Raw genomic sequence first — 24,698 nt, forward strand, 5'->3', positions numbered from 1 at the left:
CCGATGACTCCGTATTATTGTAGTTCCGGAAGAACTGTTTTGACAAACGGTGCTTTGTGGCCGGGCGGCCGGGCTGATTCGCAGCAGAATCTGCTGATATCCTGACAGATTTCGAGTGATCCTGAAATCTCCCGGAAATCTGTCTAAGACGTAGTTTCTCCGGAATGAATTTATCATTATGAGTCACTTTTATGAATAGACTGCTTTTCAAATACCAGGGACAGAAAATCTGGTAAATATTTTTAGAAATGGCAAGTCATGTAGTATCAAAAAGAAAGAGGGGGCTATCTGTAAAAAGGCAGGTTATAGCTCAGGATACCTTTAATCCTGACTTAACATCCTCCAAAATAAGGTAGAGGCAAGGCACAATCGCCAGAATTATGGCCGTGGCGAACACAATTCCAAAACCGAGGGAGATCGCCATCGGTATCAGCTGACGCGCCTGATTGGAGGTCTCCAGAATGATCGGCGTCAATCCGCCAAAGGTGGTCAGGGTGGTCAGAAGGATCGGGCGGAAACGGCGCAGGCCTGCTTCATGTATGGCTTTGTATGCATTCTGCATTTTTCGTTTTCGGTTCGCATAGTCCACCATGATAATGGAGTCGTTAAGCACTACCCCCGAAAGTGCAATGATCCCCATCAGGCTTACAAGCGAGAGATCGTAGCCCAGAAGAATGTGCCCGATAACGGCTCCCACAATTCCAAACGGAATGGCTCCCATTATAATGAGCGGCTGAGAATAGTTCCTGAACGCTATTGCGAGCAGGGTATAGATAATGAGCAGTGCCATGCCAAAATTTCCCCAGAGCGATTGCGTGCTCTCACGCATGTCTGCCTGGCTTCCTTCAAAAGACCAGGTAAGCCCCGGATATTCAGCGCTGAGTCGGGGCAGGATATCGGCTTCGATGGCGTCAAGTACCTGACCTACGGTGTTGGCCGGTTCAGCATCCATGCCAACCGATACCACGCGTCGACCGTCACGCCGGTTGATGCTGGTGAACGCTTCACCGCGGTTTAATTCTGCAATTTCCGGAAGAGGCACGGTGGTACCCTGAGGCGTTTCGATAAGAAACTCTTCCAGGTTATAGAGGTCTTTACGCTCCTCCCGGGGCAGCTTTACGCGCACCTCCACCTCGTTGGTGCCGCGAAGCTGACGAAGGGCCAGGGCACCGAAAAAAGCATCGCGAAGCTGCATTCCTACATCCGCAGGTGTAAGGCCCAGCATCGCTGCCTCAGGGAGTAGACGATAATCGAACTGTGTTTTGCCACGGTTGAAATTATCGGAAACATCGCGGGTAGTCTCAAATCGCTGTACCTCCTCCATGAACGCAAGGCTGGCTTCCTCGAGAGTGGAGGTATTGGCATGACTCAGGTCTACCACGATATCCTGCTGATACCCGCCGGGGCCGCGCTCCGCTTCAAAGGTCACCTGGTCAACACCCTCAATCTGATCAAGTCCCGTACGCCAGATTTCTATAAGTTCGTTGGCGGTCATATCCCGCTCGTCGGGGGGACGCATTACGATCTCGACATCAATAAAATTCTGGCCGCGGATGTTGGTTTTTATCCCCTCAGCGACTTCAAAAAGATTGTTTTCATTAAAAAGGCGGTATGTCGATTCCGTGATTCGTGCCGCGACCACTTCAGCCTGATCGATCGTGGTACCCACCGGCAGGCGGACTCCCGCTTCAATTTCATTGGCAGCCTGCTCAGGCATCAGAATCATACCCATATGGTCACTGTACCCGTATCCGCCGATCACAAACAGGAGGGTTACCGCAGATGTGAGCGTGATATACCGGTTGCGAAGACAGAAGTCAAGAAATGTGCGGTACCTGGTATTGATAAATTCACTCACTTTATTGGAGAAAAGCTGCTGAACACGGAACAGGCGGTCACCTATTTTGGTCCGTCCGTTCTTTTTTGTGTGAGCAAGATGTGCCGGAAGGATAAAGAGTGCTTCAAAAAGAGAAACGGCCAGAACAACTATGACAACCGCCGGCAGAGGCCACCAGTACTTTCCGGTTGTACCCGGCATAAAAAGAAGGGGAGTAAAGGCGATAATATTGGTAAGGATACTGAAGGTAACGGGTTTGCTCATCTCCCTGGCGCCTGCAATGGCTGCATCCAGAAAATTGTATCCTTTCTGCCTGTATTCATAGATATTCTCGCCCACCACAATCGCATCGTCTACCACAATTCCAAGTACCACCAGAAAACCGAACATGGAGATCATGTTGATGCTGATCCCAAGGCCGGGCAGAAAAAGCATGGCACCGATAAAGGAGATTGACATTCCCATCATTACCCAGAAAGCCAGCCTGTACTCCAGAAACAGGGAGAGGATCAGCAGTACGATAAAGATAGCCAGAATGCCGTTTTCGGTGAGCAGTGAGAGCCGGCGGCTGTATTCTTCCGCATCGTTGCTGTCCACCCTGTACTGAACGCCGGGCGGGAAGTTCTGCTGTGCACGGTCGAGTACCGCAATGGCGGCTTCTTCGATGGCCAGGGGCGACTGGTCACCGATTCGGGAAATACTGATATCGACGGTAGGCTGACGGTTAAACTGGCCGTGGCCGCTGCCCTCGTCAAACCCGTCTCGGATCTGGGCAATGTCACCCAGCTGAATGGTACCGCCATCCTGAGTGGTAATAATATTAATTCGAGAATACTCTTCGGCAATCTGCCGGCGCTCCTGCAGCCGCAGCAAAATTTCACCTGACTCTGTTTCAACGGCTCCGGCCGGGATATCCTGGCTTGATTGACCCACAAGCGCGGCAATTTCGCCAAGTGTAAGGTCATATTCCTGCAGCACAGTGCGGGGTATTTCGATGTGGGTCATATAATCGGGTACATTGCCGATAGCCACCTGAGTGATATTCGGATCGTTCAGGAGCTGGTCGCGCACCTGCTCAGCTGTTCTGCGAAGTTCCATAATCTCTGCATCTCCGTAGATACCGATGCTGAGCACTTCCCGCTGGTTCGATTGCAGCCGTACTTCAGGTTCTTCAATGTCGTCCGGGAATGTGGTAATCCGGTTCACCGCCTGGTCGATATCCTGAAAGGCCTGCATTCGTTCAGCACCCGGAACCAGCTCAATGGTCACCGTTCCACTGCCTTCACCGGCTTCAGAAGTAATTTCCCGGATACCGTCCACACCGCGAACGGCCTCCTCGACGGGACGCAAAATTCCCTGCTCTACTTCAGCGGGGGCAGATCCGGGATACTGCACCGAGACTTCCACCACATCGAGCAGAAATTCGGGGTACACTTCCTTCTGGACCGTATAGGCAGCCCAAAACCCTCCAGCAAGAAGGATAATCATGATCAAATTGGCTGCAACAGGGTGTTTTGCCATCCACGCAATTGCCCCTGAATGGGAAACCTCCGGGAGATCCGGATCCTGTTGGCTTGATGTGTCCTGAGTTTCTTGATCCATTACTCTGCAGTCATAATGGTTTCAGGCTGGCTGTCGGCGCTGCCCGAAAGCTGAAGCGGCGCACCCTGACGTACCGATGCAAGACTGGTGGTTACAATACGTTCGCCGTCGTTGATTCCGTCGGATATGTAGGCATAAGTGGCATCCGAAAAAACGACCTCAACCGTACGGATATCAAGCCGTCCGTCGTCCATCACCCATACGGTGTCATCCTGACGGAGATGATCGCGGTTGATGCGAACTACATTCTCCAGGGGGCGTGTCTCAATCTCTGTTTCAATATACGATCCGATGATCAGCGGAAAACTCCGGTTTTCGTCGTCATAGTAACCCAGCGGGTCGTCCACGCGGATCAATACCCGCGCCAGGCGCGTCTGCGGTGTAAGGGATGCCTGCATATTTTCCACCGTTCCGTTTCTGTACACGCCTTGCGGCCAGGAACTGCGATTTCGCAATCTGGCAGCGGGATTGTCGGAATCGCTGAACGGAATCCGACTCAGATCGCCCGGTTTTACCAGTGCTGATATGCGAAAGGCATCCGCTGCTACCAGGCGGCCCAGATCCTCACCCGCAGAAACCTGAGACCCTATGTTCACCAGTCTATCCAAGATATGGGCGTCAAACGGGGCGCGAATGGTAGTACGCTCCAGATCGAGCATCGCCTGCTCAACGGCGGCCTCGGCGGATTCAACCTCTGCGCGGACGCGTGTCAGTTGCGGCTGCCTCAGCACAAGCGCCTTGTTGGCAGCCGAAAGGGTATCGTCAAACTGCTCATATTCGCGCCGTGCAACTTCCTGCTGACCCATTTCGATCATCAGGTCAGCCTGAGCCTGGCTCAGCAGGCTACGGCTCTGCTGCAGTGCAGCTTCATAATCCGATGGGTCAATCCGGAGTAAAACCTCGCCTGCACGTACGAATCCGCCCGGTTTAAAATTTTCAGACCGGTAAATCACCTCTCCGTTAACCCTGGGCCTTAGCCATACTTCATCCCGGGCCTCTACGGTTCCCATAGCCGTAATCAAGGGGGTGTAGGTGCCCGTTTCAGCTGTAAAGGTTTGAACCAGCATCGGCGTTTCACGGGTGTTGTTCGACTGGGACGCTGTGGGTTCTGTATTGAAAATCAGGACGATGAGTGCAGCCCCTGCAATCAAAATAGTGCCGCAGATAAGGACGGTTTTTTTCAGATTCATACTCTGTAATTGTATTTGGGCGCCGGATACGGTTCATACATATTGAATTGAATGAACCCGGCATGTGGCGTGATAACTGGTTAATTAACTGAAGCAGGGGGTTGATCGTTCGATGGGAATACCGTTTAAACGCTGAAAAGGGGCTGAAGTAAGCAGCATTGATATAATTTTACATCCGTAGATTCCGGAGTGGCTACCCATCTTCAACACCTGCGTTTTTTTAGGCAATTGACTTACTCAGGCGGCGCGGGAAGGTCCAGAATTTTATTCGGGATTTTCGTGCGCCGCCGCTTTCCCCATCGGGCTTTGTGATCCCGACCGCAGCTCAGGCGAGCCTGACGAGCCGTAGCGGAGTGGAGCTCATTTTTTGAACCCGCCGAATGGCTGCAAATCCCCCAACGTTTAAAATTGGAAAATCCACGCCAAAACCCCTCGACAACAATCCGGGCGTTGATCAAAATCCGGGCTCGGGGTCAGGATGGGCGCTTCATCCTACCCCGGGTTCCACCCGGGGCTATTGATGTGTAACGCCTCCGGCGTTTGAAGCAAGAGGTCTGCTCCGAGGGAGCGGGAAGGTCCAGAATTTTGATTGGCATTTTCGTGCGCCGCCGCTTTCCCTATCAGGCCTAGTCATCCCGACCGCAGCTCGGGCGAGCTTGACGAGCCGGAGCGGAGTGGAGCTCATTTTTTGAACCCGCCGAATGGCGGGAAATCCCCCAACGATTCATTTGGATAATCCACGCCAAAAACCCCTCGACAACAATCCGGGCGTTGATCAAAATCCGGGCTCGGGGTCAGGATGGGCGCTTCATCCTACCCCGGGTTCCACCCGGGGCTATTGATGTGTAACGCCTCCGGCGTTTGAAGCAAGAGGTCTGCTCCGAGGGAGCGGGAAGGTCCAGAATTTTGATTGGGATTTTCGTGCGCCGCCGCTTTCCCCATCGGGCTTTGTCATCCCGACCGCAGCTCGGGCGAGCCTGACGAGCCGGAGCGGAGTGGAGCTCATTTTTTGAACCCGCCGAATGGCGGGAAATCCCCCAACGATTCATTTGGATAATCCATGCCAAAACCCCTCGACAACAATCCGGGCGTTGGTAACGGTTACAGTGTACAGTCTGCTACGCTATCAACTACGCTGAAGCTATGTAGATCCGGAAACTTCAGACATCGCTCATCGCTCATCGCTCGTCGCCAGTCACCAATCAAAAGTCGCCAGTCGCCAGTCGCCAATCGCCATTCGCCCATCGTCCATCACAAAACTTCTCCTCCCTCCGGACCAGAGGCAAAAATCTGTGCGTTTTGTGCACGAAGAAAACCGGATAAGAGATTTCCCTACCTGAATCACAGCATAGCTCCTACACAGATGTTTTCATTAAACGGGTAATTTGAGCCTAAGTAAATCATATTCATACCTTACGTTGTCTGTTTAAGTACAGGCAGATAACTGAACTTCAAATAAAATCTCTGAGACAGTACCCATGAAAACAAAAATTCTGACAACCATTTTATTAGCTGCTCTTTTCGTAAGCGGCTGTACGAGTACCGGTGCATTTTTATCCGCAAACCAAACCATAGTAAACCTTGAGGAGGGCAATTACAGCATCGCAGCTACAAATGTGTCGGGTGAATCTGAATCCGGATACATCCTTGGCCTTAGCTACTCTACGGGGCTGACGGCCGCAACGCTTGCCATAGCACGGGTTGAAGGTACAGGTATGCTCTACGCTGAAGCGCTTGAAAACCTCTGGCAAAATTATGAGTCGGCCGGGGGAGAGGTTGACAATCAAAAGCTTGCACTGACAAATGTGCGCTATGATACAGACATCATAAATTTGATCGTCTATACAAAAGTAAAGATCAAGGTAAGGGCTGATATTGTTGAATTTGAATGAAGCCTCAATCCATGGTTCATGACGGTGCAGTGATACCGGCAAACATGAAATACGGAAGGTTTTTTGCTTTCCTGACGTTTGTGATTGGCGTGATCTACGCTGTCGTGACTATGATCGGGCTGATCTCGCTGGAGTCGCCGCAGGACCCGATAGGGGATCCCTGGTTTACGATGATGGAGCTGCTGATCCTGCTCATAGCTCCATCCATGATGAGTGCCATGGCGGCTGTTCACGGGGTATCCGCGCAGGATAAAAAACTGTGGAGCCTCCTGGCTCTTGTTTTCATGGCAATGATGGCCGGCTTGACGTCAGCCGTGCACTTTTCGATTCTCACGGTGAGTCCGCACCTTGACCACTCACAGCCATGGGTGCAAAATCTGTTTCTTTTTGAGTGGCCTTCGGTTGTGTACGCTCTGGATATCCTGGCATGGGACTGGTTCTTTGCATTGTCCATGCTCTTTGCGGTACCGGTTTTTAACGGTGACGGGTTTGAGAAAGCCGTACGGTACCTGTTTTTAATCAGTGCGCTGTTGAGCTTTGCCGGACTGCTGGGAGTTTACACGGCCAGTATGACGATCCGGAACATTGGTGTTTTAGGATATGGCGTGGTTGCCCCTATCGGCTTTCTGTTTCTGGGCCTTTTTTACAACAGGCTGATTCAGCAGTCTGCGCTGTAGAAAAAGAGATTTTAAATATTAATCTGAGATATATGGATACGAGAGATCTTATATACTACTCTACACTGGCTCCTTCAGGACACAATACGCAGCCGTGGAAATTTTCTGTACAAGATAACATCATACGTATCTATCCCGATTTCGATCGTACTCTTTCGGTTGTGGATCCGGATAATCACGCGCTCTACATCAGTCTTGGATGTGCACTTGAGAATCTGGTGATCTCTGCCAAAGAGGATGGATCAGCATGCAGGGTCGGTGTTTTTCCGGATGATGAAAATGAGGAGTGTCTGCGTGTTACCCTTACCGATGAAAGCCCGGCCAAAGAAAAGGATCTTTATGAAGCTATTCCGGTCAGGCAATCCAACAGGAGCATGTACGATGAGCAGAAGATTCCTCCGGCCGATATGGAAAAGCTTTTACAGGCCAATGAACAAGATACAGTGGTTGTTAAAACATTTGATGCGCAGGGAAAAGATGTTGATCCGGTTATTGAACTGGTTAAAGAGGCGGGAAGGATACAGTTCAACGACGATCGGTTTGTTGAGGAACTGATATCATGGATCCGATTCAACAAAAAAGAGGTACAAAACAATAGGGATGGCCTTAGTGCAAAGGTGATGGGGTTTCCGAATGTTCCCCGCTGGCTGGGCCGCTTCATCATGAAAACCTTTGTAACGGCAGACCGTGAAGCAGAAAAGACCGAAAAACAGATCCGGAGTTCTTCGCATCTTTTTCTCTTTATCTGCAAAAAAAACGATAAAAAGCACTGGGTCGATGCCGGAAGGGGCTTTCAGAGAGTCGCTCTAACCGCTGCTTCCCTTGGGATCGCGCATGCCCACCTGAATATGCCTTGTGAAGTTGAATCGGTAAGGAAGAAACTGTCGGCCCACCTGGATTTACATCCGGATGAACAGCCCGTTCTGCTGATAAGGCTGGGGTACGCATCCCGTGCTCCCCGTTCGCCCAGAAGGCCGCCTGAGGAGGTACGAATCGATTCATGAATAGTATGTATGCTCAATGATTGAACAGTCATCCATAGAGAAACCGGCACAACGAGTGAGAAGGATCGTTTCAATAACATTAGCGGTGGCGCTTATTTCCGGGTGTCCATTACTGGCTCAGGACTCTGTATTCGTTCATGAGAACGCCTATCAGGATAAGATTTTGTTTCTGCCTGCACTCGGCTCTACTCCCGAGACGGGTTTTATGTTTGGTGCTGTTGTTGTTCCCCAGTTTAAACTTTCGGGCTCAGGCCCCGAAACCCGCTCTTCGAGCCTTTTTTTCTCAGGCATATATACAACTAAGAATCAGGTGCTTTTAAGCCTGCTGTCTGATATTATTTTGCCAGATGAAAAATGGGTTTTCACCGGCAATTACTTTACGAACTATTTTCCGAACAGTTACTGGGGCATTGGGCCGGCCACCGGGGATAACGATGAAATGAATATTCTTTTCACCCAGGTTCACATCAAACAGACTGCATTAAAAAAAGTCAGGAGAGGCCTGTTTACGGGTCCATTTATCAGATGGAGCAAGGTATTCAATCTTTCATTTCAGAGCATAGACGGAAGGGACATACCGGCACCGAATGATCCGGGTGCGGAGGGAAGTGTTTCAACCGGAGTCGGGTGGATGATTCGCAGGGACTTGAGAGATAGCAATATGACACCGACGCGTAATCACTTTGTGGAATTTTCGTCTCTGGTCAATCCGTCATTGTTTGGAAGCACCAATCCGTATACTTCCTTTCTTTTTGATGCCAGAAAGTACATTCAAATAGGCCGCAATGAGCGTTCGGTACTGGCCTTCCAGGGACTATTCAGATCTGCAGCAGGAAACCCTTCATTTCTGGATATGTCAGAACTGGGCGGGGCTGTGATCGGGAGAGGATATTATGGCGGAAGATATCGGGATTTGAATGCAGCGCAGATTCAATCCGAGCTGCGAAAGAAAGTGATGGGAAGACTCGGGGTTACCGTTTTTGGTGCTTTGGGGGAGGTTTGGCATCGTTATGAAGACATCAAATTGTCTTCAGTAAAATGGAGTGCAGGTGCCGGTATCCGATTTAATGTAAACAAGGATGACCCTACCAATATCCGTATTGACTACGGGATAGGAAGAGGAACCAGCGGACTTTATATCCAGTTAGGAGAGGCTTTTTGATTTGATAAAAACAGGCTGAAAATGGAAAAACTGAAAAAAACCGTTCGAATCATTCTGAAAGGATTCTTTTGGATCGCAATGGTGATGCTATTTTTGCTTACAGTATCAGCACTGTACAACCAAACGCTCCGAAGCTCATCATCTGTCACGCAAAGATTGACAGAACCCCAAAAAGCATATATAGCCGAGTATTTTAACCTCCAGGATAAGGTGATAAAGGAGTTCTGGCCTGATTTGGAGGAAACCAGGATTCCCGTAATTGTATATAATGAGGAGTTTGCCTTTCTGGTAGGACTGGAAACCCCTGAAGCGGGATGGATCAGGGTACCGTCGGGCTTACACCGCGGAAACGAATGGATTGAAATGGATGGCGATCATTTTCAGGGGAATACCTACTATTATCAGTCCCTTCCTGACCCTGATACCACTCCTGAAAATTTCACCGTAAAAGTCGGGTCTGTCTGGGTAAGTACGCTTCAGACACGTGAGTTTGCTGAAGTGTCGTTTTATTCCGGTTTCAAAAAGGAACTTCCGCCGCTGATCAGACAAGTCTTCCCTTACAAATTATTCTGGAATCTGGTAATGGGAGAGGCTGAAAGCTACCTTGCCGCCCTTATTCATGAAGCATTTCATGCACACCAGGGAATGTTATCCAATAAAAAATTTTCGAGAGCCGAAAGCATCACAGAACAGTCTGATCATTACCCGTGGGATAATGATGAAAATAAGGTTGGCTGGGAGAGTGAGGTTGACATTCTATTAAAAGCCTATGAATCGGATAGCGATGCGGAGATTAAGGGGTATATCAGTGAGTATATCTATCAAAGGGAAGAAAGGAGAAAGGCGGCCGATCTTTCGGACGAACAGATAGAATATGAGAAAAACAGAGAATGGCTTGAAGGCCTGGCAAAATATACCGAGCTGAAAATCGGAATGGTTGCCGATGAACTGCCCAGCTATGAACCTGTGGAAGAAATTGCCCATCTGAGTGATTTCAGAAATTATTCAAATCGTGAATCGTACCTCAGAAATCAATTACAAGAAACTGAAAGAGCGATAAACCGAAGAGGCGATAATAGATTTTACTATACAGGGATGCTTCAGGCTATCATGCTGGACCGGGTATATCCGGACTGGAAGAGGAAAATATTCAATGACGGCATTTTTCCTGAAGATCTTTTGAGAGAGGTGGTGTTGGAGTCATAGCACCCAGAATGGATCCATACTTAAACGAGACCTGAAATGAAAATTCGGTCGATTACTTTTATCATAATCATATCGTTTCTGGCGAGTGCAAATCAACACTCAGAAACTGGAGAAAGTGAGGTGTTCGGTCAAAACGGTTTTCGGCAGACAATGAATCAGCGCATACCCGTCTGGATGGAGAATTATCAGGTACCGGGAGCTGCAATTGCGCTGATACAGAACGGTAAAGTAGCCTGGTCTGAGGCCTACGGGCTGGCTGACAAAGATGATCAGATCAGGATGAAGGCTGAAACCATTTTCAGAGTTGAATCGATTTCCAAATCTGTGACCGCGCGGGGTGTCATGAAGCTTGTGGAAACGGGAAAAATCAAACTGGAAGATCCGGTTTACAAACACCTTGTAAGCTGGGAATTTCCGGAAACAGAATTTGACTTGAAAAAGGTTACAATCAGGCATCTCTTAAGCCATACTTCCGGGCTTGCCCTCGGCACCCTTGGATTGGAATATGATCCGAACGAGAAGAAGCCGTCACTGCGGGAAAGTCTCACCCGCGAAGTGAAATTTATCCGGGAACCCGGAACGTCGTTCAACTACTCAAATGTGGGTTTCAACCTTCTCGAGCTGCTCATTGAGGATGTGAGCGGCCGCAGCTTTGCAGACTTTATGAAGGATGAAGTGTTATCCCCACTGGGAATGCAGCATGCTGATTTCATATGGCGTGAAGACTTTCCGACTCGTGTTCCCGATGGCCATAAAACAGGCGGTGAGTCAGTGCCTGTCTACGTATATGCCGAAAAAGGGGCCGGAGGGCTTTTTGCAAATGTGAAAGATATAGCCGCTTTTGTGTCCTCAGGAATGGTTGACTCAATGTATTCTGACGATCCTGTTCTCTCTCAAAAAAGTTTACTGGAGCTCTACATGCCGGTCACCGAGATAGACAATGTATATTCATTTGTTTCGGATTACTACGGACTGGGCCATTTTATAGAAATCCTTCCAAACGGAAAAAAAGCTGTATTCGGTGGTGGACAAGGTAACGGATGGATGAGCCATTTTCACATCGTCCCTGAGTCGGGCGATGGTATTGTAATCCTTACAAACAGCTCTCGCAGCTGGCCTCTTATATCCAGTATTCTAAGCGACTGGGCGCAATGGGCTGGGGTTGGTTCTATAGGAATGGGGATCATTGTGAAGGCCATGAGCGGTTTTTGGTTATTAATCTTGTTGATTTTTGCGGGATCCGTTTTCCATTTAGGGCGTGTATTCCGGGATTGTTCCAGGGGCAACCGGAAGGTTAAGCGACAGCTTAAGGACTATTCTGTAAATCAGTTCGTGCAGCTCTCACTGTTCGTACTACTGTCTGCAGCTATCATCCTGAGTCTTACAAAGGAATATCTTTTCATTACGTCGGTCTTTCCCGGAGCCGCATCATGGTTTCTTGTCGCATTGATCATATTGGCGTCTGTGCTTCTGATATCGGGATTGACTCCGCCGGCAGACTGTGGGACGGAAAGTTCATAACGGATACCGGTTGAATGATGGATTTTTTTAACAGAAAGCTTTAATCCGGTATGGAAGGGCAAGCATATCCGGAAAGACCGTTACATAAATTAAATCCGAAATGAAACAGGAACGGAAACCAACAATGCGATCACATCATATGAATCAGTCGGCGAAAAATACAACTAAATCAGGGAGATCCTTGAGCCTCTATCTCATCATGGCCCTCATCCTCTTTCAGGGCGTAAGCGGCTTGTTTGGCGGTGCGGCACTGGTTGCGGACCCTTCCGGCGAATTTCTCAGTATGCCGGTATCCATGCTTGAGGGGTCACCATTTGATAATTTTCTGATTCCCGGATTCATTCTGTTCACGGTGTTGGGCATTCTTCCTGTGGTAGTGTTTTTCGGGCTTGGGAAGAGGGCTATCTGGGCCTGGCCCGGGGCATTTGTTGTCAGCACAGCACTGATCGCATGGATCGGTGTTGAAATCATGATGGTGGGATACCATAGCGACCCTCCGCTGCAGCTGATATACGGACTGATCGGTTTGGTGCTTCTGGGCCTGGTGATGCTGCCATCCGTTCGACGGGCACTTGATGTAACTCAGCACTCCTGAGAGCCTGTAAATCGATGGACGATGGACGACTTGCGACTGGCGATGTGCAGCTTTTCATAAAAGTCTCCCTGTTACCCATTCGACTCCGCCCAGGGCATGCTTTTGCCTTTTGCCTTCTGCATATAACCTGCCACTTGATTCTTTCATACTTTGATGATGCCAACTGCCAACTGCTAACTGCTCCTGGAAACTCAAGACCGGCTTCCACCAGTCCTATCGGTTCTCTTTCAATCAACACTGATATTTGCTATCCTGATCGCGTATGGTTTGGATACTCTTTCTTGCGGGACTTCTTTGTCTCATTGCCGGTGCTGAGGCGCTGGTGCGGGGCTCTTCGCGCATTGCAGCTATCCTCGGAATGCAACCCCTGGTGATTGGGCTGACCGTCGTGGCTTTTGGAACAAGTTCTCCCGAACTGGCCGTCAGCATCAAGTCGTCGCTCTCGGGAGATGCAAGCATTGCTGTGGGAAATGTGGTGGGGTCCAATATTTTCAACGTTCTCTTCATTCTGGGAATCTCAGCCATTATTGTGCCCTTAACGGTATCCCAAAAGCTGGTCCGTATTGAAATTCCGCTTATGATCGGGATATCTGTTTTAACCTGGCTCTTTGCCTTTAACGGCGTGCTTTCAGCGGCGGAAGGAGCCGTCTTGTTTGCCTGTCTTATTCTTTATATCTGGTTTCTGATCCGTCAGAGCCGCCGTGAAAAACTATCAGAACAGCCACCGGATGCCGGACAGCAGCTGACGCCGGACTTAGGAGCGTGGGTGCTGAATTCGGGCTTTGTAATTGGCGGACTGGCCCTGCTGGTATTTGGATCCAGGCTGTTTGTGGACTCTGCAACGGATATTGCACGGGCGTTCGGCGTGAGCGAGCTGGTTATCGGACTCACCATTGTAGCGGCGGGCACGTCAATGCCGGAGGTGGTTACATCGATCATAGCCGCTGTAAAAGGGGAGAGGGATATCGCGGTAGGCAATGTGGTTGGCAGCAACATCTTTAACCTGCTCGCGGTGCTGGGGATCAGCGGCGTGGTGGCCGGTGGCGGCATGAGCGTATCGGATTCCGCAATTCTGTTCGACATCCCGGTGATGATCGCGGTGGCGCTTCTTTGTCTGCCGGTATTCTTTTCGGGGAAGCAGATCAGCCGTGCAGAAGGGTGGATTCTTTTGGTGCTCTACACAGCATATACATCCTGGCTGATTTTGTCATCAGCCTGATAGCAGGTGATCCGTTGACTCGGGAATTGCAGGTGGAGTCCCTGACGATGCAGCTCCATTTAAAGCAATAGGGTATAAAATGGTTGATACTAATGAGGATTTCCAAAATTTATTTGAGCCAAAGGCCGAAAAAATCATGGCTGATCTGCCCAACTAAATGTATACTCAGCCAACCTTTTGCTAAACAATAGAACCTCATAGTTGTAGTTTTTTCCGAAATTTTATCACTTTCAACCTAGTATCGGTGATACTACGGAACCAAACCCCGTACTTTCACCTGTAATGTCATTCACCAAACCCACGGTTTTGGAAACGGAAATTGAACGATTCTTCAGAAAAACGGCAAAAAAAGACGCCAGGGTGAAAAACGCATTCCTGCTTGTTCACTCCGAAAAAGCGAACCTTCACATCAACCTTGCGGAAGGAACAACCGGAGATATTCCGTCGACGCCTCAGCAACCCAACTATATGGCAAGCGTTGGGAAACTGTTTACATCCACCATCATCGCTTTGCTGCATGAACGGGGGGAGCTCTCCTTTGAGGATAAAATCAGCCGGTACCTGGAACCGGACATAATGGACGGCCTTCATGTGTACAAGGGTGATAACTGGTCCGATCAGATTCAGATCCGGCATTTGTTAAACCAGAGTTCCGGATTGCCGGACAATTTTTTTCCGCTGTTAGACAAGCTTCTGGCAGATCCGGATTTCAGCATCACTCCGCGGGAAGCAGTGATCTGGGCCAGGCGGAATCTCAACCCATCAGCGCCACCCGGTAAGAAAGGGTTCTATACCGACACAAACTATCACCTGCTTGGGCTGATCGTTGAACATATCACCGGCCGGCCGTTTCATGAAGCCTTACGGGAAATGATCTTTGCCCCGCTTGGGATGAAACACGCAAGCATGCTTCATGTCTCCGAACCCATGGAGGAGACGGATCTGCCGATCGCTGATTTCTTCACGGATGACATCCGATTAAATGAACTGAAGGGGTTTGCCGGTATTGACTATGCAGGGGGTGGCGTGGTGGCACCGATGGATGACCTTCTCACATTCATGAAGGCGCTGTCGTCACATAAACTGGTATCGGCAGAGACCCTCGGGATTATGAAAAAGGATAAGGTCGGATTAAATCCGGGCTTTGATTACGGATATGGTATCTGGCAGGTTAAGCCCATCCCGGTGATACTGCCTGAAAAGTACAGCTGCTGGGGCGTGCTGGGAGCAACGGGCGCATTCATGTTCTACCATCCCCAACTGGATGCGTACCTTATTGGAAATTTCAATCATACGTCCTACCAAAAGAAGTGTGTCAGATTTATGTTTAAGGTGATAAGACAAATCCTGAAGCACCAGCAGTAACACGTGCTCATAACTATCCAGGTTTTCAGCACCTTTTGTCAAGATCTGTTCCAATCGTATACCGGTTAAAGCTTATCCTCATGCCGGTCCGGGAAACAAACCGCCAAAAAAAGAATACCCGTCAGCGTCTGATGGTTTAACATCGTCCGCCTCCGGGCATTTCTTCTTGATTAAATGGTCGAAGCTGTCGAACTCCTTACGCCCTGAATGATCAGGGATCAAGTTATGAGGGTACATCTCAGCTCCGCCTAAGCGGAACGCCCCTGCCGGCAGCTTCGGTATGATTCTTCTCCGGGCGCACCGGAGCATGAATGCATCATCCATCCCGATAAATAAGTAACCGGAGCACAATCTTCAGAACCTTTGTCGTAAGGTAACCAATGATCGCCGGCGGATATTTTCCCGGCAAATCCGGGTTCATACCGTGGTACGTTCCCGAATTGTGCTCTTAAGCTGTTCTCATCTACAGATTGTCAACGCTCTGGTTACATGATAGTACGGGCAGGGGAAATGGACTGTACGTTAATTCCCACCCCGGCTGTAGGATATTCTTGATGCAGATTGTGGGACTGTTGTAAGGGATTCATGAATTAAAGCTTTGGCCACCGTTTTTTTCTCAATTTGCCCCCGCCAGTGATACCAGTTTCGCAGGTATCTCTGCAACCCGATCCCAATCGGTATATACATGGTCCTGTGATGTATCCGTATCGCCGCCGCTCTTTTTGTTGATACTGCGCATGATGAAGCGCTTGAAAAAATCGTATTTCGTATAGAGAAGGGCGCCCGCCACATATTCTATTTGATCCGGTTTCAGTCCGGTTGAAAGCATAAAACTGTCCGTCTGCTCTTTCAGCTCTTTCCAGGACGCATCATCATCCGATGCGGCCGTAAGGCTTACCGACATAAAAAGTACCGGCAGTTCGTTCAGCTCGCGGTGATATTCCCTCGCATAATGCTCGATGGCAGTCTGATACTTTCCGGCATGCACGGATCCGGCAAGTATAACCGCGTCGTAGCCCTCGGGCGTCGGCGGCTTTACGGTTGCATTGAACAAACCGGCCGTATGTCCCAGCTTTTTTATCTCCTGATCGAGAAATTCGGCAATGGTGCGCGTATGGCCTTCCGTTGTGGAGTAAACAATCATGATCTTCATGGCTTTCAGATGTGGTTTATATTGGTTGGTTTTATTTCATTTTGATTCAATGGGTTCTTCCCGCTTCTTTTCAACCGGTTGTGGAGTGCTGCCGCCATGTCCTCCGGTTATCGCTTCCAGAACCTGCAATGCCGACGGGAGAACGACGAGTGAAGCGAGCAGAAGCAGCCCGATTCCGGTTACGGCCAGTTCTCCGATGGTGCGCATGCCGGGATGGCTTGAAAAGAGAAGTCCTGCAAAACCAAGCATGGTGGTAAGTGCGCTTACGGTTACATGTTCACCCGTTGAACGAACCACCTTCAATATGGATCCGCGGCCCTCTTCAAGATACCTGTGAACCAGGTGAATGCCGCTGTCGTCCCCGATTCCAAGCAGGGTGGGCATCACCACGATATTGTAAAAATTCAGCTTCCATCCCGCCAGCTCCATAACACCGAAGAGCCATAAAAAACCGGTTATGAGCGGTATCAGGGCAATGGCCATCCATAGAAAGCTCCGGAAAATGATCAGTTTTACAAGAATGATAAACGTAAGCGTAAGGGCGATCATACGGGGAGCTTCCTCAATCATCAGCCGAAGCATATCGGATGCCACGATGGACGTTGACGCCGCATGATACACCGTTCCGTCGTTCAGGGTGATCCCCGATAAATCGTCTGCAAAATCCATCGAATTGCGTCCGTCCGACAAGCCTACGCCCGGATAGATAATGACAAGGTTCCCGATTGTGCCGTCGGCGGAGGTGAACGGCTCCAGAATAAAATCCGGAATTTCCCGCAGGGGAGGCAGCTCTTCGGATGAGGCCGCCCTCTGCAGCTGACGATAGTGCTCGGTATCCGATCTGCTAAGGAACGGATCTTTGAGCATGTCCCGAATATTCTGAATGCGCCTGCGCTTTTCCTTTTGTCCGGACTCTGTAAACGGGTAACGGTCCTGCAGAACTTCTACCGATTGAATGGTGGGTGAGATGGTATCTGCTTTCATCCGTTCTCTCAGTACCCTGGAGAGCTCGATGGCGTGGTGTGGGCTCTCAGCTACAATATAGGCCGCATTTCGTGTTTTACGGTCGCTGTACACCTTATGCGCTTCTCTTGCAACGCGATTGTAGCTTTCATACTCGGGATGCAGTTTCCCGAAATCATATTCAAACCCGACACCCGGCGCAAACCACAGTGAGAGGGATGCCGCCACAACCGCCAGTGAGAGAATGCCGGTTGCGGCCAGGGTCATTGTACCGTTTTTCTTTTGGAGGCCATTTTCCGAAAGCTTTTTCAATCGGTGGGGAACACCGCCCGAATAGAGATCCGGAAGCAGGTGCGATTTTTCCAGGGTCAGAATCAGGGAGGGCAGAAGAAAGTTCATGGCTGCGATAGAGAACAGAATTCCGATACCGGAGATGGCGCCAAATTCACTGAAACCCCTGAAATCGGCCAGCATAAGGATAAAAAAACCAGCTGCAGTGGTGATGCCCACTGCGGCTATGGCGCGCCCTGTAGTCCGGAATGTAATGAGAATGGCCTCCGGAGTGGGCTTGCCGGCTTCCCTCTCTTCCGAGAAACGTGCAAAAAAGTGGATGCCGAAATCAATGCCCATCCCGAAGAGCAGGAGTATCAGTGTGGAGGTCATGATGTTCAGGGTGCCAATGGTAAGCCAGGCCACGCCAAAGGTCCAGCAGAGGCTGAGTACAAGCGGAAGAAAAATGATCACCGCGGTTGCAGGCATGCGGGCAAGGCTGATTGCAAACTGACGTGATAGTGCTCTTTGCGGAGTGCGAAGCCGCATGTTCCGGTAAAAGAAATAGAACAAAACCAGCATCATCAGCATCATGCTCCCGGCCGCAAACGACTGGCGGACATCACTGTAGATTGCATCAATTTCAACCAAATTCCGCAGCAGCCGTCCGGCCAGAAGGTAGCGGAGATCTTCATCGCCAAAGCGCGCCATCAGCGAAGAAGTTACCTTGTCAAGATCTTCATAGAGTTCACGGATATACTCAACGTCTGTCTGTGGGCCAATCGGGTAGAATCGCACAGCCATGTTTAGGGAGTCTTCGGAAACAGGGTATTCCGATCCGATCAGGTCTTCATAGGTTTTCTCAATTTCACTACCGAGAGAGTCGGCGCGATCGCTGTCGTCTTCCAGCTCAAAGTAGAATGGATTTGCCTGCAGCCTGGCGAGCTCTGTCTTTTCCTCAAGATACTCTTCGATGATTCGGAGTTCATTGTCGGTGGCCAGCCAGAGTGCGTGCGACTTCAAGAATTCTGTCTCCTTTCGAAACTCATACCGGCTGAAGTAGGGTGTATCACTGCCGCGCTCGGTAAGAGCCATGGCTTCAGGTATCAGCTGCACTGCAAATGCACGCTTTTGGTCAAAACTTGATCCCTGAAGAATCACGGCGGCTTCGTTGGTGGCGCCTACCTGTTCACGCAGCCGTTCAAGGGACTGAACGCTTGGATACTCTTCAGGAATCAGTTTCGAATAATCGGTGTCGATGCGGAGATTCAGCGCGAGGTAAAGTCCGGCCGCGGCAAGCAGAACCCCGGCTAAAACAACTGTACCGGGGTTGCGCAGACAAAATCGGATAATTGGGTTTTCATTGTGAAAAAGTTTATCAAACATCGGTAATTACGGGCTCATAATACCTTTTTACCGCATAGGCCCAGAAACTTCCCGTTCCAAAAAAGAGAAGGAGAATACTGAAAGCGGGACCGATGAACGGCACATTATTGATAATGGCAATTAAAACGAGTCCCAGTGCAAGCGACCAGTAATAGGTTAGTTCCGTTGTCTTTTTGCTGAACCACTGAATAAACTGCAGACCCAGCATCATGGCCACGGCCAGGTAGCTCAGATAAAGTGAAACGGTAAAAAGAGTACAGATCAATATGGCAAGCGGTATGGTTATCACCGGAAAGAGAAGGAGGGTGAGCAGAAGAGGCGTCAGGATTACCAGGAGGAACCCGATCCCTGTATTTTTCCAGAAACGCTCGGTGGCAAAGCGGTGCAAATCGGCGGTTACAGGCTTGAAAAGAAAGATCAGTACCACACCCGTTACCAGCATGGAGAGATAGAGCCCCGTCTGGAACAGCAGCATCGGCAGGGCGGAGGGACGCTTCACATCCAGAATCAGCTGTTCCGGGATATTGCCCATGTTCTCCCTGTACAGCTCTTCGGTGCTTACCACTTTGGTATCCCCAAGCGGTCGGTAATCCGGGCCAAATTCAACATCGTTGCTGTAGATCACCACATGATCGCGAAACACACCGTCAAGGCGAACCCGGTTGGCTGCAATTCGTGTGCGTCCGGCTACGGTAGCACCTGTGATCTGTACCTCATTGCCTGCGATAAACAATTTGCCATTGATTACACTGTTTTCTGTGAGACGCAGTTCATCACCCGCCGCAAACACGTCGCCGCGAACAGAACCATCCATAACCAGGGTCTCGGAAGCGGAGAGAAGCATGTCGCCTATAATACCGCTCAGGTTCACGGATTCTCCCGCAAGAAACGCATCATCTCCAATCAGTCCGGTTATGGCAATGCTGCTGCCTGCGGCAAAGAGGTCATTTTCTGCAACACCGGCAATTTCAATCCATTCGCCTGCAGCTATCAGCTGCTGCGAAGCCGTGTCAGATTCCGCTAACCGGAATACATCTCCTGCCTCATACCGGCTGCCCTGAGCAGTGAGCGCATCGGTGAGGAAAAAACTAAAAAGTAGTAACATGAGTGCCGCCCGCAAAAGCTTTCTGAAGCGGACGAATTGACTTTGGTATGCCATGGATTTCTCTCCCTCTTTGTTTCAGTTATCAATAACCCGGCCTGGTGCCGGTTCAGGTTTCATCATGGTCCGCCGGTACAGCATCGGTTTCGGATACAGGCTCCACATCCACGATGTAATAAAATGCTTCATCTATCAGGTCGATACTGCCGCTGACCACACGAAAAGTGTCACCTTCTGAAAATGGAATCTTGTCGCCCGGAATCAGGTCCTCCTTCGATTTGACCGGAATGGCACCTCCTTCATTCTCCCACTGCTCCATCAGGTGATAATACTCTACCGTGGATTCTGGTACATTGAGTTTGATCTTAATGCGTTTCATTAACTTTACCTCTCTGGTTTATCTGCAAGATTCCTAAGAACTAACTGCTTTATAAAACATACCATATCGGTTCGGCTTGTGCGTTGAGAAGCCTCCCCTCTGATCAATAAAGAAAACTCTGAATGTTTTGTAGGGAATAAACTCACATCACCCGGGAGGGCGTATAGTGAAAAGCCCTACAAGGGATTATGATCATTCATTACGAAGCGGGTAGCCGATCGCGGACAGGCTGTCTCACCGAGATTAGCGATTTTATTTGTGTGATACGTGTCACGTACCCCATGTATGTATTGATTTGATCACAATGAAAAAGGAGGAATGATGAAAACATTAATCGGTATGCTCTCATTGATCCTGATACTAATGGTGAATGCAGCTCCTCTACAGGCTCAGCAAACGGGTCAGCAGCAGATGCAGCGCCAGATGGAGCAGATGCACCGAATGCAGGATCAGATGAACAGAATGATGGAACGTACCCAGAATATGACCAGGGAAATGAGCCGCAGAATGGAGCAGGCTCAGAACGATGCAATGAGGAATCAGTTCAGAATGATGCACCGTTTCAGCGAACATCTGGGTGCCACACTCGGCAATATGAAAGATGCTGCCGAGCGTTGCCAAATGATGATGCAGGATCGCGAAATGATGCGTGACCGCAACATGCAGCAGGAGATGGAAAGAATGCAGCAGCATCTGTCGGATATGTCTGGACAGATGGATGAAGCTATTCAAACCATGGAAAGAATGGCCCAGAGACTGCGCGATCGCGCGTCTCAATAACCGTTTCCAAACCAAAACATCCAACCGGCAGGAATACACGATGCGTGATCAGGGACATAGCCGATCCATTATTTTTTGCATCGTGTTCCTGCTTGGTTTCATGATGTCAGAAAGCACTGAAGCACAGTCCGTTAGGTGGCAGGGAAGCAGCAGTTATTCATCCGGAACGTATTATTTCACCGAAAAGACCGGGTCATTCTATGTTTCCAACGGATTATCAGTGGAGATCGGCAGTATCACCGGTTCATTCTCGGTGCCATATGTAGTTCAAAGTACTCCATGGGTGTCTTATGCGCCGGCAGGTAACCTGCCAACAGGGGGTACCCAGAGCGGAGAGGTAAAGCGCAGCGGAAAAGGGTCGGGGTCCGGGTCCGGCGGACAGGGTGGCAGAAACCAGACTGTGATGCTGGTGGACACCACATCCTACAGCCGTACTTCGTTCAGTGATCCCTCTGTATCCCTTTCAGTCAATTTGCTGAGACGGTATTCGAGCCAGACGTTTGTGTATCTGAATACACAGCTTAAGATACCGGTGTCGGATCCTGCATCGGGTTATGGTACGGGCGCATGGGACGGCGGTGCCGGGCTGGCGATGTCGAAAGGAATAGGAGCCTCTTTTATGTTGTTTACCGATTTGATGTACTGGTGGATGGGCGATATGGAAGAACTGCCAATCAGGAACGGGCTTTCTTACGGTATCGGCTTTGGCAAACTGTTCACCGATACCGGATGGACGGCAAGCCTGGCACTGAACGGGTTCACCGGGATTATTGAAGGAGTGGATCCGCCGCTTTCACTCTCGGCCGGAGCCGGAGTCAGGCTTGGTGAGAAAGCAAGCCTGAATGTGAATGCTGGAACCGGGCTGAGCGAAAGTTCACCGGATATTACCGTCGGTTTAGGGTGGTTCGTAAACCTGTTCTGATGGGTACCGGGCGTAGCGGGTCGGTTTTGTCTGAATACACAGAAACAATAACCAATGGATTGAAAAAAGCGAGACAGAAAAATGGACACACATGTAAACTTTGAGAAATTTTGCAATGAAGCTCAGTTATGGGTGCATGAAATAGCAAGGGATATGCGGGCCCCGGAGCGAACAGATTGGGCTTTGCATGCTCTGCGGGCGGTAATGCATACCCTTCGCGACAGAACAACCGTTCAGGAGGTATTTCACCTATCTGCCCAGATGCCCACACTGATTCGGGGATTTTACTTTGAGGGATACGACCCCAGGAATAAACCGGTTAAAATGAATGCAGAAGAATTTCTGGCTTCTGTCAAAAACAGAATGGGACCAGGAGTTGAGGTTCCCGCGGGGGAAGCCGTTCGTGCCGTGATGTCTGTTCTTTACGACAAAGTATCAAGAGGTGAACTTGATGATATACGAGGGTCTATGCCCAAAGACATTCAAAAAATATGGGACCATCTGATGCCGGAAGAGTCTGAAACGGATTAAACAAACTGGAGAGGAACCGGCATGGTTCAGTTAATAATCATTCTTTAATCATAAATCAAAATAAACCAAGCGAGGTATAAATTATGTCACTGGCAAAAGTAATCGAAGTCATATCTGAAGGAAAAACAATGGAAGCTGCAGTTGAGAATGCTGTTAAACAAGCCTCCAAAACAGTTCACAACATTAAAAGCGTCTATGTTGAAAATATTAACGCTGTTGTTGAGGGAGAGAGCGTTACGAAATACCGGATTAACGCAAAAGTCACGTTTGTCCTGGAAAAGGACTGATCAATCCAATTCATCAGAACAGAGGTTAGTTAGTTAGTCATTCAGATAGAATGCAAGAGAAGGGGCCGCTTCCTGACAGGAGGCGGCTTCCGTTTTTTTGGGTTGATGCCATGCGCTTTAAATTTTATGCGCACCTATCTTGAAACAGAGCCCCCGCGCTCCTTCATGAAGGATTTCTTGGCGTGAATTTCTTCATGCTTTTTGAGTTATCCGGCTTTTGCCCTGAATCACGCTTCGCACTGCAGCAGATGAAACCGCCTGCCCGGTTATTCAGTGCATTTCAACCGTTTCAGCAGTTGATTTACCGGCTGTACTGCCAACCGGGAACGAGCTGTGTTTCAGGAACCAGTTGCAGGCTATCCGTGCTGCCCTCTCAAGCTTGCCCGACTCTTCAAAGAGATGGGATGCACCCGCAATAACTTCAAGCTTTTTCGGCCCACGCAGCCGTGACATTGCACTTCGGTTTAGCCTCAGTACTTCAAAGTCCAGTTCACCGACAATAAATAGTACGGCAGAGTCAATATTCCCGATTGAATCGGAAGCCAGGTCAACGCGGCCGCCGCGTGAAACAACTGCAGGAATCTCTCCCGGCCGCATGGCCGCAGCATTCAATGCGGATGCGGCACCGGTACTTGCACCGAAAAGCATGGGAGTGAGATTACCGGTTCTCTTGTCAGCACGTGCCCACTCGATCACTTCAACCAACCTTTTGGTGAGAAGCGGAATATTGAACCTCGCACTGAAGTTAAGCTCTTCCTCCGGGTCCAGCAGGTCAAACAGAAGTGTTGCAAGACCTTCATCCTGCAGCACGCCGGCCACATATTTGTTTCTCGGGCTTTTGTGACTGCTTCCGCTTCCATGGGAGAAAATCACCAGTGATTTGGCACCGTCGGGTATGGTAAGCACGCCGTGAAGAACGGTTTCGCTGACCGGGATCTCAATTTGTCTGGTATACATGGCAAAGGGGGTTATGGGTTTGAGGGTTTTATCTTATTGGTATAAGTAAATAAAAGAACAGCTAATCCTTGTAGGTACTGGTATCTGCTGCATGTACCTGAAAATCCCATACGTTTGTAATGTTCTTGCCTACACAGAAAATAGAAGATGTGCTACGGATCGCTCAGGATTACGGGTAAACGAATTGTAATTGATTATGAACATATTTCAGCTAAGGAAATCAACATCATACCAGCAGGAGGACAGTCATGAAACAACATACGCTTGAATGGATGATCGGTGGTGCGGCACTGGCTGCGCTGTCAGGTGGATTGGTGGCAGCGTACAAGTACAAAAACCATCACAAACAATATGAACGGGAATTCGATCCGGATAACACAGAAATGATAAGCGGTACGATAGAGGAGGTCATGTATTCGGGTACCGAGAATGCTCCGGATCAGGGAATAGAGCTCCTGGTACACACCGGCGACGAGCTGGTAACCGTGCTTGTTGGTCCGGTATGGTACCTCGACAGGCAGGAAAAGGGGTTTAAACCCGGGGATGGCGTAACGGTGAAGGGATCACGCATCACCTATAAACACGAGCCGGTACTGGTTGCTCAACACATTTTGCGAAATGGCCGCAAGCTGGTTCTGCGGGATGAAATGGGCCATCCGGTCTGGAATGCATGGCGAAGAATTAACTAATCACCAAAA

At 49.6% G+C, this 24,698-nt stretch carries 22 protein-coding genes; 15 read left to right on the forward strand and 7 right to left on the reverse strand.

All coding sequences use genetic code 11. The annotated features are described in order from the left end of the window. Window positions 1–310: 310 nt before the first annotated feature. Complete coding sequence (locus DDZ15_RS08380; RefSeq protein WP_109646641.1) at window positions 311–3,439, reverse strand: efflux RND transporter permease subunit; 3,129 nt, start codon at window positions 3,437–3,439, stop codon at window positions 311–313. Then, entirely contained in the window at window positions 3,439–4,629 is a 1,191-nt protein-coding gene (locus DDZ15_RS08385) for an efflux RND transporter periplasmic adaptor subunit (RefSeq protein ID WP_109646642.1), read from the reverse strand. The genes DDZ15_RS08380 and DDZ15_RS08385 overlap by 1 nt, the downstream gene beginning before the upstream one ends. 380 nt (window positions 4,630–5,009) lie before the next feature. On the opposite strand from DDZ15_RS08385, the gene DDZ15_RS16710 reads away from it, so the two are divergent. The 10 genes from DDZ15_RS16710 to DDZ15_RS08430 all read left to right on the forward strand — a co-directional run bounded on the left by DDZ15_RS16710 (window position 5,010) and on the right by DDZ15_RS08430 (window position 15,270). Continuing rightward, the gene (locus DDZ15_RS16710; RefSeq protein ID WP_158278652.1) at window positions 5,010–5,150 is read left to right on the forward strand and encodes a hypothetical protein; all 141 of its coding nucleotides are present in this window, start codon (window positions 5,010–5,012) and stop codon (window positions 5,148–5,150) included. 957 nt (window positions 5,151–6,107) lie between these two features. After that, complete coding sequence (locus DDZ15_RS08390) at window positions 6,108–6,521, forward strand: DUF6567 family protein (protein WP_109646643.1); 414 nt, start codon at window positions 6,108–6,110, stop codon at window positions 6,519–6,521. Continuing rightward, window positions 6,518–7,198 (forward strand): hypothetical protein, encoded by a 681-nt coding sequence (locus DDZ15_RS08395; RefSeq protein WP_199222920.1) that lies wholly within the window; start codon window positions 6,518–6,520, stop codon window positions 7,196–7,198. The genes DDZ15_RS08390 and DDZ15_RS08395 overlap by 4 nt, the downstream gene beginning before the upstream one ends. Window positions 7,199–7,230: 32 nt before the next feature. Next, entirely contained in the window at window positions 7,231–8,202 is a 972-nt protein-coding gene (locus DDZ15_RS08400) for an Acg family FMN-binding oxidoreductase (protein ID WP_109646644.1), read from the forward strand. Between the two features lie 55 nt (window positions 8,203–8,257). Continuing rightward, the gene (locus tag DDZ15_RS08405) at window positions 8,258–9,364 is read left to right on the forward strand and encodes a BamA/TamA family outer membrane protein (RefSeq protein ID WP_158278653.1); all 1,107 of its coding nucleotides are present in this window, start codon (window positions 8,258–8,260) and stop codon (window positions 9,362–9,364) included. Window positions 9,365–9,385: 21 nt separating this feature from the next. Next, entirely contained in the window at window positions 9,386–10,570 is a 1,185-nt protein-coding gene (locus DDZ15_RS08410) for a hypothetical protein (RefSeq protein ID WP_109646646.1), read from the forward strand. Between the two features lie 150 nt (window positions 10,571–10,720). Then, a complete protein-coding gene (locus DDZ15_RS08415) occupies window positions 10,721–12,091 on the forward strand; it encodes a serine hydrolase domain-containing protein (RefSeq protein WP_158278654.1) in 1,371 nt (456 codons plus the stop codon). Between the two features lie 181 nt (window positions 12,092–12,272). Further along, window positions 12,273–12,686, forward strand: a complete 414-nt coding sequence (locus DDZ15_RS08420) for a hypothetical protein (RefSeq protein ID WP_146198551.1) — start codon at window positions 12,273–12,275, stop codon at window positions 12,684–12,686. A 262-nt stretch (window positions 12,687–12,948) separates the two neighbouring features. Next, window positions 12,949–13,905: a calcium/sodium antiporter gene (locus DDZ15_RS08425; protein ID WP_109646649.1), complete on the forward strand. Its 957-nt coding sequence runs from the start codon at window positions 12,949–12,951 to the stop codon at window positions 13,903–13,905. Window positions 13,906–14,187: 282 nt separating this feature from the next. Next, window positions 14,188–15,270 carry a serine hydrolase domain-containing protein gene (locus DDZ15_RS08430; protein WP_109646650.1) on the forward strand — a complete coding sequence of 361 codons (1,083 nt, stop codon included), beginning with the start codon at window positions 14,188–14,190 and terminating at the stop codon, window positions 15,268–15,270. A 616-nt stretch (window positions 15,271–15,886) separates the two neighbouring features. Here DDZ15_RS08430 and DDZ15_RS08435 read toward each other — a convergent pair. The 4 genes from DDZ15_RS08435 to DDZ15_RS08450 are packed head-to-tail and all read right to left on the reverse strand — an operon-like array spanning window position 15,887 to window position 20,523. After that, entirely contained in the window at window positions 15,887–16,423 is a 537-nt protein-coding gene (locus tag DDZ15_RS08435; protein WP_109646651.1) for a flavodoxin domain-containing protein, read from the reverse strand. A 36-nt stretch (window positions 16,424–16,459) separates the two neighbouring features. Beyond that, window positions 16,460–19,042, reverse strand: coding sequence for an efflux RND transporter permease subunit (locus DDZ15_RS08440; RefSeq protein WP_109646652.1), 2,583 nt, complete (start codon window positions 19,040–19,042; stop codon window positions 16,460–16,462). Continuing rightward, a complete protein-coding gene (locus DDZ15_RS08445; RefSeq protein WP_109646653.1) occupies window positions 19,035–20,201 on the reverse strand; it encodes a bactofilin family protein in 1,167 nt (388 codons plus the stop codon). Before DDZ15_RS08445 ends, DDZ15_RS08440 begins: the two co-directional genes overlap by 8 nt. Window positions 20,202–20,253: 52 nt before the next feature. Further along, on the reverse strand, window positions 20,254–20,523 hold the full coding sequence (locus DDZ15_RS08450) for a hypothetical protein (RefSeq protein WP_109646654.1): 270 nt from the start codon (window positions 20,521–20,523) through the stop codon (window positions 20,254–20,256). Window positions 20,524–20,841: 318 nt separating this feature from the next. On the opposite strand from DDZ15_RS08450, the gene DDZ15_RS08455 reads away from it, so the two are divergent. The 4 genes from DDZ15_RS08455 (at window position 20,842) to DDZ15_RS08470 (ending at window position 23,043) form a co-directional block, all read left to right on the forward strand. Continuing rightward, window positions 20,842–21,303 (forward strand): hypothetical protein, encoded by a 462-nt coding sequence (locus DDZ15_RS08455; RefSeq protein WP_109646655.1) that lies wholly within the window; start codon window positions 20,842–20,844, stop codon window positions 21,301–21,303. Window positions 21,304–21,343: 40 nt separating this feature from the next. Continuing rightward, window positions 21,344–22,225, forward strand: a complete 882-nt coding sequence (locus DDZ15_RS08460; protein ID WP_109646656.1) for a hypothetical protein — start codon at window positions 21,344–21,346, stop codon at window positions 22,223–22,225. Window positions 22,226–22,306: 81 nt separating this feature from the next. After that, window positions 22,307–22,756, forward strand: coding sequence for a DUF2267 domain-containing protein (locus DDZ15_RS08465; RefSeq protein WP_109646657.1), 450 nt, complete (start codon window positions 22,307–22,309; stop codon window positions 22,754–22,756). Window positions 22,757–22,839: 83 nt separating this feature from the next. After that, entirely contained in the window at window positions 22,840–23,043 is a 204-nt protein-coding gene (locus DDZ15_RS08470) for a dodecin family protein (RefSeq protein WP_109646658.1), read from the forward strand. 270 nt (window positions 23,044–23,313) lie between these two features. Here DDZ15_RS08470 and DDZ15_RS08475 read toward each other — a convergent pair whose 3' ends face one another. After that, complete coding sequence (locus DDZ15_RS08475) at window positions 23,314–24,000, reverse strand: dienelactone hydrolase family protein (protein WP_109646659.1); 687 nt, start codon at window positions 23,998–24,000, stop codon at window positions 23,314–23,316. A gap of 248 nt (window positions 24,001–24,248) precedes the next feature. Between DDZ15_RS08475 and DDZ15_RS08480 the strand changes: the two genes are divergently transcribed. Continuing rightward, window positions 24,249–24,689 (forward strand): MamS/MamX family magnetosome protein, encoded by a 441-nt coding sequence (locus DDZ15_RS08480; RefSeq protein WP_109646660.1) that lies wholly within the window; start codon window positions 24,249–24,251, stop codon window positions 24,687–24,689. The last annotated feature ends 9 nt before the right edge of the window (window positions 24,690–24,698 follow it).

Source organism: Rhodohalobacter mucosus, assembly GCF_003150675.1.
Taxonomy (GTDB): domain Bacteria; phylum Bacteroidota; class Rhodothermia; order Balneolales; family Balneolaceae; genus Rhodohalobacter; species Rhodohalobacter mucosus.